The organism is Pseudomonas sp. TE9122, assembly GCF_056278925.1.
Map to the genome: position 1 here is coordinate 1,335,535 of NZ_JBWBQI010000001.1, position 13,315 is coordinate 1,348,849.

Genomic DNA, 13,315 nt, shown 5'->3' on the forward strand with positions numbered 1-13,315 from the left:
TGTGTCAGTCGCCATCAATGTTGAATGACACAGCGCTTTCGCGAGCAGGCTCGCTCCCACAGGTGGTGTGGTGGTTTCAATCAGTGAGCATGGCAATCATTGATCGCCGCACGCTCCTTGCCGCCGAGGATGTTGAACAGCAGGTTCAGGGTCAGCGCGCTGAGGGTGGCCATGGCGATGCCGCTGTGGGTGATCGGGCTCATCCACATGGGCAAGTGGGCGAAGAATTCCGGACGTACCACCGGGATCAGGCCCATGCCGATGCTTACCGCGACCAGCAACTGATTGCGGCGGTCACCGATGTCGGCCTCTTGGAGGATCTTGATGCCAGTGGCCGCGACCATGCCGAACATCGCAATCGCCGCGCCGCCCAGCACTGCCGGTGGAATCGATGCCACCAGAAACGCCGCTTTCGGCAACAGGCTGAGGACGATCAGCAGGCCGCCGGCAACGATGGTCACCGAACGGCAGCGCACGCCGGTCATCTGCACCAGGCCGATATTCTGCGCGAACGAGGAGTGAGTGAAGGTGTTGAAGAAACCGGCGAAAAACGACGCGCCGGCATCACACAACAAACCACGACGGAGCATGCGCGGGCAGACTTCCTGGCCGGTGATCTTGCCCAGCGCGAGGAACATCCCGGTGGACTCGACGAAGATGATCACCACCACCAGGCACATCGACAGAATCGGTGCCAGCTCGAATTTCGGCATGCCGAAATGCAGCGGGGTGACGAACTGAATCCACGGTGCGCTGGCCATGCCGCTGAGGTCGACCATGCCGATCACGCCGCACAGTACGTAGCCCAGGCACATGCCGATCAGCACCGAAATATTGACCCAGAATCCGCGCATGAAGCGATGAACCAACAGAATGGTCGCCAGCACCAGCGCAGCGATGGCCAGATAAATCGGCGAACCGAATTGCGCTGCGTCGACACCGCCACCGGCCCAGTTCACGGCCACGGGGAACAGCGATAAACCGATCGAGGTGATGACCGTGCCGGTCACCAGCGGCGGGAAGAAACGCACGACCTTGGACATGAACGGCGCGATCAGCATGCCGAAGAAACCGGCAGCTATCGTCGCACCGAAGATCCCTTGCAGACCGATGCCGGGCATGCCGGCCATGGCCACCATGCTGCCGACCGCAGCGAAACTGGCGCCCATCATCACCGGCATGCGAATGCCCATCGGGCCGATGCCGAGCGACTGCACGATGGTGGCGATGCCGGCGACCAGCAGGTCGGCGTTGATCAGGAAGGCGATTTCTTCACGACTCAGGCCAGCGGCCTGTCCAATGATCAGCGGCACCGCGATGGCACCGCCGTACATCAGCAGAACATGTTGCAGACCGACCAGGATCAGTTGCAAAAGGGGCAAACGCTGAATGGCGGGTGCGTCGGGGATGCGCGCTTTGGACAGCTCGGACATGCAACACCTCGGATCTTTTTTATTCTTGTGATTAACAGCTGCCGGGTTGCTTGCAGCTGTTTCTTTGCATCAGGCAGACCGCGGAGCGGCCATTCGCGGGCAAGCCCGCTCCCACACAGGCTATGCAAAACCCTGTGGGAGCTGGCTTGCCAGCGATGCTTTTAACGATTAATTGGTTTGTGCTCCCTGGGCAATCCAGGCACCGATCAGGTCACGTTCCTGCTGGGTCATCTGGGTGATGTTGCCCAGTGGCATGATCTGCGTGGTGATGGCTTGCGCCTGAATGCGCGCGGCGTTCTGGCGGATCTGCTCGGGGGTGTCGAACATCACACCGGCCGGGGCTGCGCTGAACAACGGGCTGGTCGGCTTGGACGAGTGGCACACCGTGCATCGCTCTTGAATCACGTTGTGCACTTTGTCGAAACCGGGGCCGGCATTCGAGGCTTGCGCGGGTGCCGCCGCAGGAGCTGCGGGTGCCGCAGGTTGCGCCGCTTCGGCCGGTTTCGCGCCACCGCCCAGCGCCGTTTCCGGCAGCGGTTGGTACTCGATTTTCGCCGGTGCCTTGGCCACTTCAGGTGCGCTCGACATCGGCGCCGGGCCAGTGACGTAGGCCAGGCAGATCATGCCCACCGCTGCCACCGGCAGGGTCCAGGCAAACTTGTGGCTGTCGTGACGGGTGTTGAAGTAGTGACGCACCAATACCGCCAACACCGCGATCCCGGCGAGGATCAACCAGTTGTACTGGCTGCCGTAAGTGCTCGGGAAGTGGTTGCTGATCATGATGAACAGCACTGGCAGGGTGAAGTAGTTGTTGTGACGCGAACGCAGCAGACCCTTGGCCGGCAGGGCCGGATCCGGCGTGCGGTTCTCGGCAATCGCCGCGACCAGTGCCCGTTGCGCCGGCATGATGATGCGGAACACGTTGCCGACCATGATGGTGCCGATGATCGCGCCGACGTGCAGGTACGCACCCCGACCGCTGAACACTTTGCTGAAGCCATAGGCGGCGGCAATGATCAGCACGAACAGGATGAAGCCGAGCAGGGCGGGTTTCTTGCCCAGGGCCGAATCGCAGAGGAAGTCGTAGACAAACCAGCCGACGATCAGCGAGCCGATACCGATGGCCACGCCTTCAGGACCGCTGAGGCCACTGCCCGGTGCCACGAGGTAGAGCACCGGATTGGAGTAGAACACCACGCACAGCAGCGCGATCCCCGACATCCAGGTGAAGTAGGCTTCCCACTTGAACCAGTGCAGGTTGTCCGGCATGGACGGTGGGGCCAGTTTGTATTTTTCCAGGTGGTAGATGCCGCCGCCGTGGATCGCCCACAGATCACCGGCCAGACCGGTTTTCGGGTTGACGCGGTTGAGGTTGTTCTCCAGCCAGACGAAGTAGAACGACGCGCCGATCCAGGCCACGCCAGTGATCATGTGAACCCAGCGCACGCTCAGGTTCAGCCATTCCAACAGATGTGCTTCCACAGTCTTTACCTCTCGCCTGTCACTCTTGTTGTCGAGTGATCAGACCTTCTCTTATTGGTGGGGGGCGAGGATCAACCGCTCATCCTCTTTGAAAAAATGCTCATCGCAGTTATTGCCTGTGCCACTGCGATCAACCACCAGGAAGTCATCCCGCTTTTCGATCGTCAGCACCGGGTGGTGCCAAACGCCGCGATGGTAATTGATGCCCTGCCTGCCGTTGGTGACGAAGGCGCGGACCAAGCCTGATACAGGTTCATCGCCAACTGGCGCGACCACGATCAGAAAGGGGTTGCCGAGCAGCGGTATGAAAGCCTGGCTGCCCAGCGGATGGCGTTCCAGCATGCAAACGGTCAGCGGCATGTCCTGCGCGTCGGCGCGGAAAATGCTGATGATCGCGTTGTCCTCAGGCGTAGCGGTTTCGACCGTCGCCAGTTTGTGGAAGCGCATGGTCGAACCGTTGTTGATCATGAAGTGATCGCTGCCGTCGGTTTCGATCACGTCACCGAAAGGGGCGAAGGCTTCTTTGGTCAGCGGTTCAATCGTCAGTGTGCGCATGCTGTTCTTCTTATCCGAATTCTGTGTTGACTGTTTTGATGCCTTCGCGAGCAGGCTCGCTCCCACATTTGGAATGCAATCCCCTGTGGGAGCGAGCCTGCTCGCGAATGGGTTCAACCCTATTTAGCCACCTTGCCGAGTACACGCAGGCGACTCACGCCACCATCCGGGAACACGTTCAGGCGGATGTGGGTGATCGGGCCGAGTGCCTTGATCTGCTCGACGAAGGTGTGTTCGGCGTGCATTTCCAGCTTCTGGCTTGGCAGCAGTTCGCGCCAGAACAGCGACTGGGTTTCGATCTGGCTGTCAGTCCCGCCTTTCACGAACGCGCCCTGGATCGAGCAACTGTCCGGGTAGTTGCCTTTGAAGTGCAGGGTGTCGACGACGATCTTCTCGATCTCGCCCGGATGACCCAGGGCGACGATCACCCAGTCATTGCCCGGCGTGCGACGACGCGCGGTTTCCCAGCCGTCGCCCATGTTGATGCCACGGCCCGGGTTGAGGATGTTGCTCATGCGGCCGAAGTGTTCGTCGGAGCAGGCGAGGGCGCGGCCACCGTTGAGGGCTGCTGCCAAGTCCACTTGCTCGTTGTCACCCACAGCGGACCAGTCGCGGAACGGAATGCCGTATACGCGCAGACGGGCAACACCACCGTCCGGGTAGATGTTGAAGCGCAGGTGGCTGAACGCTTTGTCGTTGCTGATTTCGTGGTAGTGATGGCTGTTGCCCTGCAGCTCGACGGCCGACAGCACTTCGGTCCACTGGGTGTTTTCATCCGGCTCGCCCGAGGCCAGGAAGCACGCTTCCAGCGAGGCCGATGGCGGGTAGTTGCCGGTGAAGAATGAAGTGTCGATGTCCACGCCTTTGATCGAGCCCGGTACGCCCAGACGGATCACCGCGCTGTCGTAACCTTCGAAGCGCTTGCGGCGCGACTCCCAGCCGTCCATCCACTTGCCGTTGTCATCGAACACGCCCTCCTTCCATACGGCCGGGGTCGGTTGGAACAGACGATTGGCGTCTGCGAACCAGTCATCGGTGACCGAGATGATTTTGGTGCCCAGACGGGCGTCGGCCAGGTTGACGTATTTTTCGAAAGGTACGGCGTAAGCTTTCATTCTTCTTGTCTGCCTTTGATAAGTTGGCTGGGGATGCTCGCAGGGCCCTGGGCGTTTGCGCGTTCATTCACGCTCGGGCCAGGCTTGCTAAAGAGTCAGTAAACGGAACAGGGCAATCTTGTTGATCTCCGCCAGCGCGCATTTGAACTCGGCTTCCACCGAATTGTTGATGCGCGTTTCGAACGCCGCGAGGATCTGATGCCGGTTGCTGCCTTTTACCGCCATGATGAAGGGAAACTTGAACTTGGCTTTGTAGGCGTCGTTCAGCTCGGTGAAGCGCTGGAACTCTTCGGCCGTGCATTGGTGAATACCGGCGCCAGCCTGTTCATTGGTGCTGGCTTCGGTCAGTTGGCCCTGGACGGCAGCTTTGCCGGCCAGGTCCGGGTGAGCGTTGATCAGGGCCAGCTGGCTGGCATGATCGGCGCTCAACAGGATATCGCTCATGCGCTGGTGCAGGGTTTCGATCTCGTCGATCGAAGCGTCCGCACCGAGGTCGTAGGCCTTTTCGGCCACCCATGGCGAATGTTCGTAGATGTCGGCGAAGGCTTTGACGAAAGCGTCGCGGCTCAGGGTCGACGGTTGCAGGGTTTGAAAGCGGCTCATTTTGCAGTCCCTTGGTACGGGTGGGTTTCTTGCCAGTGACGCGCGATGTCGACGCGACGGCTGAACCACACCTGTTCATGACTTTTGGCGTATTCGATAAAGCGCTTTAGCGAAGCGAGGCGACCAGGACGGCCGATCAGGCGGCAGTGCAGACCGATCGAGAGCATTTTCGGCGCCTCGGCACCTTCGGCGTAGAGCACGTCGAACGCGTCTTTGAGGTATTCGAAGAAATCGTCACCCTTGTTGAAACCCTGCACTTGCGTGAAGCGCATGTCGTTGGTGTCGAGGGTGTAGGGGATCACCAGATGCGGCTTGCCGGTCGGGTTGTTCGGTTCCCAGTAGGGCAGGTCGTCGTCGTAGGTGTCGCAGTCGTAGAGGAAACCGCCTTCTTCCATGACCAGGCGACGGGTATTCGGCCCGGTACGGCCGGTGTACCAGCCCAGCGGACGCTCGCCGGTCAGTTCGGTGAGGATGCGGATCGCTTCGAGCATGTGCTCGCGTTCCTGCGCTTCGTCCATGTACTGGTAGTCGATCCAGCGGTAGCCGTGGCTGCAGATTTCATGGCCGGCTTCGACCATCGCACGGATCACATCCGGGTGACGCTGGGCGGCCATGGCCACGGCGAAGATGGTCAACGGAATGTCGAATTCCTTGAACAGCTTCAGAATGCGCCAGACGCCGGCGCGGCTGCCATACTCGTAAAGCGATTCCATGCTCATGTTGCGCGCGCCCTGCAGCGGCTGGGCAGCGACCATTTCCGACAGGAAGGCTTCGGATTCCTTGTCGCCGTGCAGAATATTGCGCTCGCCACCCTCTTCGTAATTGAGTACGAAGGACAGGGCGATCCGGGCATTGCCCGGCCAGTGTGGGTGAGGAGGGTTACTGCCGTAACCGATCAGGTCGCGTGGGTAGTCAGCGCTCACTGCAGTCTTCCTTCTTGTACGTTGACAGATTGGTGTGGCGGCCTGGCAGGCTGGCGTCACAGCGATGGGCTGATTGTATACAACTTTATTTACATTTTGTAAGCCTGAATTTTCGCATTTTTCACCGGCTGTCATCTTTTGCTGTTAATGGTTCCGGCCTGCAAGAAACCTGCCTGACCAGTCAGCTAATGAATAGAAGGTTCAATGATCAGGCGCTTTGCCTGCGAATTGGCGATTAAGGCCCGGATGGCGGGGGGGAAGCGAAAAATGTCGTTTTTATTGTGTACAATTTTTTTGAAAAGTGTCTTAATCAGTCGCTCGCCGCAGCGTTTCGTGCTCCGAAACGGTGCGGTCTCCTTTTCAACTGACTTCGGGAGGCGCGAAGTCTGACCGCTTGTTGCGGCCGGGCGCGCAGAATCAATGGGACGTTTGACAACACACGTTTTGGACGCTGCACACGGTTGCCCGGGCAGCTCGATCAAGGTCGAGCTGTACCGCGTTGAAGGGTCGCACCTGGAATTGGTCGCCAGTGCGACAACCAACAGTGATGGCCGGGTCGATGCGCCGTTGCTGCAAGGCGATGATTACCGCACCGGGGTTTATCAGGTGCAGTTCCATGCCGGCGATTACTACCGCGCCCGGGGCGTGCAACTGCCCGAGCCGGCCTTCCTGGACGTGGTGGTGCTGCGTTTCGGCATCTCCGCCGAGCAGGAGCACTACCACGTGCCCCTGCTGATTTCGCCTTACAGCTATTCCACGTATCGGGGCAGCTGACCCCCAAGCAGCTGCCCCCACCGGGAAGCGACTGCGCATATAGCTTCTTTGGTCTTTCGCCCGCTCACACTGCGGGCTTTTTTTATGCCTGTTTACAGCTCAACTGCCGGTGCAGGCGGGTAGCGGCTCAGCGCTCGCGGATAATGAATACCGAATCTGGCGTGGACGCGACCTTCAATACGCCCCCGATCAGCCATACCACTTTGTTCTGCGCGGCTGCATCGGTCAGTGCCTTGAAGGCGTCCTGACCGATTCTGGCGGGCAAGCCAGGTTCCGTCAGTTCGTTGCCAGGCACATGAGTCAGGCCGGCCTGACTGATCGCGCCCAGTTTCAAAAAGAAGATCTGATCGTGACCGGCTCGTTTGAAGACCAGCGTCGGCATTCTGTGCTCATAAGTCAGTGGAAACAGCTCGTAACCACAGCCGACCAGCAACGCGCCGAGCAATCGCCGCAGATTCAGATCCGAGGGATAGGTCTTGTAATGATTCCAGGCAGAGGGGAAATGCTGCGGATCGAAGCTCAGGCGTTGCAATTCGCTGTCGGTCTGGGAAGGCATCGGAATAAGCCGTTTGCTTCCCAGGTCGATGTCCGGTGCAACGGCCAGCATGTTCAGCGGGTCGGCAAAATCTGGACCTGTGGAAAACGGCAGTTGTTTCCACTGATGCAGAACGGCCTGGACATTGATCAATCCGGTGCCGGTAATCGTCTCGGAGTGATCGGCGAGTTCGAACAACCTGCGGGCGACGGCCCTTGCTGTTGCTTCAGAGAAATCGGGGAACGCGCGAGCGACGGACGTTGATATCGGCTCTTCAAAAAAGCGTTTGCCCGGATGGACCTCACCCGGATCACTGCCGATGCGAAAAGTCGCTACCGGCTGTCGCTCGGGCATGTTTATCAGCATGCTTTCGAAAGTATTGAAATCTGTCGGGACAAACTCGGGATGACATACGAAATACACTTTGGGTGTCGTGTTCGAGCCGACAGGGACGATTGGATAATGCAGCCAGCCAAGCTGTACAGATTCGATGTGCACAGGTTTGTTCAGGTGCCCCCAGGGCAGCCAGAAATACGGGGTCAGCTCCTCAGGCGCAGTCGTGGCTTTCGACGCGGTTAGCGTTTCTGTGGCCTCGGCAAGTCGTGGACGCTTGCTCGGGCCGGGTAATGCGTTGTCGGACTGGCTGGCTTCGGGCTTGGTACCTGATGGCTTCGTCCCGGGTGTTTTTCGCCGCCAGAACACGGTGCCGGGGATTTGCTCGAAGAAAACGTCGGGTGCATTGGTCGTTGAGGCAAACGCTTGTTGATATTCACCGTCCTGGTTTTTGCGCACCATGACGGTGCCGTCTACCGTGGTTACGAAGGTCTGCCTGAGTCTGTTGTAACGAAGGCCTTCTGTCGCCATTTCCGGCTTGGTCAACGTCATGGCGTCGGCCGGCGAGATGTATGAGGGCAAGTGTGGTGTGGAGGACGCAGGCCGGTTGGAGGGCCTCTCGGGCCGCTGGATTTGCCAGATCGCCTGACCCTCGGTTCGCGTCAGAGGCAGGCCGGGCACGCCGGGCGCGAAGGTCAGTGGCACATGGTAGTTGCCTTGCCCGTCCTGCTCGACGACAAACTGGCCTTCATTGGCGATTTGAGCGTAGGTGCGCTGATCCGGTCCAGTGAACAAGCCATCGTTTTGCGTCACCGGCACCAATTCGTGGAAACGCTCTTGCGGCCAGGCGATTGCGTTCCGAGTGGCGCTGAAATCATGCGCTGCATCTGGCAACGCATGAAGGCTGACCGTGGGCACTGCGTTGGCTGCGGCAGAGGTGGCTGGCGCTTGGCTGATCGCCGGCGAATCGATGCCCAGGAGCAGGGCGTCAGGCATGTCCAGGCCCACATTTTTGACGAGGGGCGGTGATACGGGATGTGTGGCATCGGGCGAATCGGGCGAATCGGGCGATTTTATGGTCGGGATTTTTTTGGGTGATTTGGCCATGGGAAATACTCGGAAAAAGAGCGCGCAGACGCGTGCGGGTGCCGCGTAGACAGTACGCTGATAAAAAAAGGGTGTTTGTTGACGGGTTACCGCGAATTACGCGGGAGGCACTTTCATCAGCGAAACAGGGCGGAAAATGTTGGTCTGGTGACTGCAGCGATTCACTACTCTTAAAGCAGACTTTTCGATGCGGGATTTGTCGGCACGCAATACCCAGCCATGGGCGGCCAGGTTGTAGCCCACGCGCGCGGTTTCGTCGTTGACGCAGATAACGTTCCAGACTTTGACTTCGTCGTTGGCCAATGCGGCAAGATATGGCGGGAGCGCTTTTGAGGCGTCGGGCTCTTCGAAAAAACGTGCATCAAGCCCATCCAGATAAATGCGATCAAAGACCAGATCGACCGTGTGCACAACTCCACCGGTGGTAATAACGCGGATTTGATCTATCAGATCTTCGCTTCCATAGACCGGCAGATAAAAAGTGGTTGTGCCGATGGAGAGTCGGTTTTCTTCCAGCCTTATTTCGACCTTGCCGAGCTGCGTTGCATCAAGTTCCCAAGTGGATGAATAGGGCAGGCGAACTTTGGCATCGGCAAGTGCGCCGGGAGTCGAGAGTTTGATGGTCATGTCCGGGAGTACGTGGATGAGATAACTCGAACCTTCTCCTTCGTAGTTGTCCATGTCGGTTTGCACGGCCAGTCGAATCGGCGTTGCGCAAACTCTTGTACGGCCCATCGGTTCAGCTGCTTTTTCAGCCAGATTGTGAAAGTAACGCTGAGAGCGAACCTCGAGCGGCAGTTTCATCTGGGTCACCCAATCCCGCGATACCGTGAAATCCGTAAAGGCAGGTGCGATTTCGGTTTGCGCTGTAAGCTCGGCATCTGCAACGACACCGTCCTTGAAAATCAATACGTAACGGCTGAACGGACGAACAGCCATGGTGCGCAGGATCTTCGTAATATTGTCGTGATCGTCTTCGTTACGCGCAGCGGAGTAATAATTGAGCTTGATGCTTTTCGCGCCGAAGTGATAGACGAGATGGCAACCAACAGTCAGGTGATATGACTTGGGTTTGTCCGAGAAAAAATGCGCCTCCGCTTTTGTCAGCTCGTCGCTGCGGAAATCCAGATATATCCGGGTGATTACATCAGAACGTAAAACTGCGTAAAAAGTGGTTGTCTTGCCGGTTCTCGGGACGTAATAGGCAGCGGGTTTGCGGTGGCGGATCCAGCATTCCGCTGCATAAATAATGATCGGGTTTACCGGTTTTCCTCGTTTGAGGAAAATTTCGGTTATTTCTACGGTGTGGCCGTCCGGGATTGTGTCTGGCAGATCAAGTCTGAAATGGAAATCATCGCTGGTTACGAAAACCAGGTTTTTGTTGCTCAACTTTCTAGTGTGTTCGGTGTTCGTATAAACGTCATGAATGGTCAACACGTTTTTGAGGTGGTCAGACGTTTCGAAACCTGAGCGGATGACCAGGTCGTTACCCTCGATATCAAAGGATTCAATCAACTCCTTGCGCCAGTTCATGACGATGTAGCTGGTCTGTTCACCATCATCGACAATGGAAAAACGGCCCGCCACATGCGCTATGTAATATTGATCGGTGCCGGCGCCTCCCGACGCTTTTGCTCTTTCGTGGGAGAGAAATATCTGGTCGTCCCCAGCGCCAGCTTCAATGCTGTCGCTGCCCCGGGATTTGATGATGTTGTTTTGCGCGGAGCCCGTTACCACGCTTGCCGCGCGATGGACTGTCTCAACGTTTTCGATGCTGTCCAGCAAACTGTGCAGGATAGATATCCGGTTATTGTCGGCATCGACATCGCTCGTGATGATCTGCAATGTTCCAGCCAGCAGATCTACGTCATAGCCAGTTCTGTTGGTATTTCGGGAGGAGTAGCTGCCGCCGAGTACCAGTGTGTCATTTCCTGCGCCGCCGCTCAGCGTCGAATGATCTGCGACATGGCGACCCCTTTCAAGGAAGTCCGCTGCGTTCTCAAACAGGAACTGGTCATTTTCTTCGCCGCCCGAAAGTTGTTTTTTTCCTGACTTGTAATGGAAGGTGTTGGGTTTTTTTTCTACCCCTCTGATCGAGTCGTTGCCCTCGCTGATGAACCAGAGAACGTTCTTGCCCTCTGCGGCGACCCCCAACTCCGCGCCGGGTGTATCTTTTGTAACCCCTGCGCGTGCATCAATGATGTCATCGGTGCCTACCACTTCAGGGACATTGACCGATTCCCACGCATCCTGTTTGGTCCACCAGTTTCGTTTCCAGACCCGCGTTGGTTTCAGACGCACATCGAACTTGCCGTTGACGATGGCTTCGGTGGTCTCTTTCAAGGGGCCGTCGAGCAGCGCTCTGGCGGACTTTTTCAGTTGCAGAGAGTGCTGCAACAGCGTCTTTGCCTTGATATAGCGGTTTTGAACGCTTTGATCGACCTCCATCATGCAGAACGAAAACCAACCGCTACGCCACCGTTCATCGACAGTCAATTCAATGTAGTCATCTATATCGTCAACGATACGTACTGCGCCGTAGACCTGTGAGCCGATGGCGAGAATCGCGCCGGCTGCAAGTCCGACAGGGCCGGCAAACGAGAACCCGGCCATCGCGGCGGACCCGAGGATGACAGTCATGGCTGCACTGGTAATGCTCAGGCCAGCGCTGACGTAATGATCCATCGCTTCTTTGCCGGTGGCATTCTGAGCGGCGTTCATCGACCTCACGGCGGTAAAGATGTCGAAGGGCAGCGTCAGCATGCCGCCGACCAACCCTCCCGATCGACCCAATCTGAGTGCAAAGCGGGTTTTGGCGAAGTCCCGATAAGCACTTTGCCCGGCAGTGAGCATCTGCGTGGCTATCTTGCTCACCGCGACATCGGCCGCGATGGAGCCCAGCTCCGATACAATGCCTGCGCTGTTTATCGCTATTTCAGCAGTGTTTTCGGCTTTGATCGCATCGACAACGCCGCGAATTCCCATGAAGATGCCGAAGCCCTGGATGCCCACGCTGGAGCCCAGCGTCGCGTAACTTTTGGTCAATGCGGCCCAGCGGGGATGATGTTTGGGGACGTGCACGTGTTGCAGATCAAGCGACTGTGCGGCACTCAGAAGTTTGACAAGTTTGTCGCGGTAATTGCCGGATACAGTATCTGCAGCACTCTCCCTCAAGAGCCGGGGAGCGGTGAGCGGGCGCTGGCTGGCCATTTCAAACAGGAGCGTGGGCAACAAGTAGCTATCGCTGCCCGTTGAAGTTTTCAGGTAGTGTTCAACTTTATTGGCGTCGAACTGCAGGCTATTGATAAAAGAGCGCTTGGGGCGGCGAAAGAAACTGTTCTCGCCATTCAACGGCTGACCGTCAATGGTCGCGCCTAATCCGTCGAGTGCGGTACGGGTAATTGAAATATCGCCAATTTCCAAGGGGCCGAAAACTTCGTCCACCATTTGCAACTGACTCGATTTTTCGTTAGTTCGGCTCTGATCGATGGTTGAGGGCTTGTATTCGTTGGCTTCATAGCCCAGGTCCATGATTATTACGGTATCGGAAACAGGTTGCAGGTCCGCATGTATTGAAGGGTCGGTTTGTGCTGTTGCTTCGCTTATCAGTGTGGCCATTAGAACTTCCTTGTTCCGGCAATTGTCGTTAAGGCGAAGAATATTACGTTGGCTTTTCCAGAGCTGTATATCGGGGGGTTGTTGCTATCTATTGCATATCAAAGATTGAATGTTGTTCGAGTTGAATTGATTCAAAACAACACATCATCCCGCCCGAGTCCGTTCCGGCAGGATGATCAATAGTGGCGCTTTTCAGTGGCTGCCAAGCAACGACGCGGCGCCAGCACCACCAAATAGTCCGGCACTGACCCGATTGAACCAACTCTGGCCTTTGCCGCTGCGCAGATAACGTGCGGCGCCATGGGCGCCCAGGCCATAGGCCAGCTTGCAGCACAGATCGAGCACTACCCAGGTCGCGATCATGATCAGCAATTGCGGCAGAAAAGGTTGCTCAGCGCGGAGGAACTGCGGCAGAAACGCGGCGAAAAACAGGATGTCCTTCGGATTGCTCGCACCCAGTACAAAGGCGCGTCCGAACAATGTGCGAAAGCGCGGCACCGGTGCAGCCTCAGGTACTTCGGCGCCCGTCGATGGCTGCCGCGACTGCTGCCAGCTCTGCCAGGCGAGGTAGAACAGGTACAGCGCACCGACTATTTTCAGTGCGCTGAACAACTGCTCCGAAGCCATTAGCAAAGCGCCGAGGCCAAGTGCCGACGCGCTGAGCAGGCAGATCGAGGCGATCACGCCACCCAGGAACGCGGGGTACGACCGGCGCAAACCGTAATTCAGACTGTTGCTGATCATCAGCAATGACAGCGGTCCCGGGATCAGGATCACCACCAGCGCAGCGCCACTGAACAGCAGCCAGGTTTCCAGACTCATCGTATTGCTCCTTTG

The 13,315-nt window shown here is 57.6% G+C and carries 10 protein-coding genes; 1 reads left to right on the top strand and 9 read right to left on the bottom strand.

Annotated features, from left to right (window positions below):
- Positions 1-80: 80 nt before the first annotated feature.
- The 6 genes from ACZ9BE_RS05945 to puuE all read right to left on the bottom strand — a co-directional run bounded on the left by ACZ9BE_RS05945 (position 81) and on the right by puuE (position 6,111).
- A complete protein-coding gene (locus tag ACZ9BE_RS05945) occupies positions 81-1,433 on the bottom strand; it encodes a nucleobase:cation symporter-2 family protein (RefSeq protein ID WP_042608508.1) in 1,353 nt (450 codons plus the stop codon).
- A 168-nt stretch (positions 1,434-1,601) separates the two neighbouring features.
- Positions 1,602-2,915, bottom strand: a complete 1,314-nt coding sequence (locus ACZ9BE_RS05950; RefSeq protein WP_236169474.1) for a urate hydroxylase PuuD — start codon at positions 2,913-2,915, stop codon at positions 1,602-1,604.
- 51 nt (positions 2,916-2,966) lie between these two features.
- Positions 2,967-3,470, bottom strand: a complete 504-nt coding sequence (locus ACZ9BE_RS05955) for an ureidoglycolate lyase (RefSeq protein ID WP_016773758.1) — start codon at positions 3,468-3,470, stop codon at positions 2,967-2,969.
- A gap of 119 nt (positions 3,471-3,589) precedes the next feature.
- Positions 3,590-4,585: an allantoicase gene (gene alc / locus ACZ9BE_RS05960; protein ID WP_476249025.1), complete on the bottom strand. Its 996-nt coding sequence runs from the start codon at positions 4,583-4,585 to the stop codon at positions 3,590-3,592.
- 87 nt (positions 4,586-4,672) lie between these two features.
- Positions 4,673-5,188: a 2-oxo-4-hydroxy-4-carboxy-5-ureidoimidazoline decarboxylase gene (uraD, locus tag ACZ9BE_RS05965; RefSeq protein WP_016773760.1), complete on the bottom strand. Its 516-nt coding sequence runs from the start codon at positions 5,186-5,188 to the stop codon at positions 4,673-4,675.
- Positions 5,185-6,111 (bottom strand): allantoinase PuuE, encoded by a 927-nt coding sequence (gene puuE / locus ACZ9BE_RS05970; RefSeq protein ID WP_024012213.1) that lies wholly within the window; start codon positions 6,109-6,111, stop codon positions 5,185-5,187. The genes uraD and puuE overlap by 4 nt, the downstream gene beginning before the upstream one ends.
- A 420-nt stretch (positions 6,112-6,531) precedes the next feature.
- Here puuE and uraH point away from each other — a divergent pair, with 420 nt between their 5' ends.
- A complete protein-coding gene (uraH, locus tag ACZ9BE_RS05975; protein ID WP_041479332.1) occupies positions 6,532-6,885 on the top strand; it encodes a hydroxyisourate hydrolase in 354 nt (117 codons plus the stop codon).
- A 127-nt stretch (positions 6,886-7,012) separates the two neighbouring features.
- Here uraH and ACZ9BE_RS05980 read toward each other — a convergent pair whose 3' ends face one another.
- The 3 genes from ACZ9BE_RS05980 to ACZ9BE_RS05990 all read right to left on the bottom strand — a co-directional run bounded on the left by ACZ9BE_RS05980 (position 7,013) and on the right by ACZ9BE_RS05990 (position 13,300).
- Positions 7,013-8,860 carry a hypothetical protein gene (locus ACZ9BE_RS05980; protein WP_476249026.1) on the bottom strand — a complete coding sequence of 616 codons (1,848 nt, stop codon included), beginning with the start codon at positions 8,858-8,860 and terminating at the stop codon, positions 7,013-7,015.
- A 96-nt stretch (positions 8,861-8,956) separates the two neighbouring features.
- Positions 8,957-12,478, bottom strand: coding sequence for a calcium-binding protein (locus ACZ9BE_RS05985; RefSeq protein ID WP_476249027.1), 3,522 nt, complete (start codon positions 12,476-12,478; stop codon positions 8,957-8,959).
- Between the two features lie 192 nt (positions 12,479-12,670).
- A complete protein-coding gene (locus ACZ9BE_RS05990; protein ID WP_041479336.1) occupies positions 12,671-13,300 on the bottom strand; it encodes a LysE family translocator in 630 nt (209 codons plus the stop codon).
- Positions 13,301-13,315: the final 15 nt, after the last annotated feature.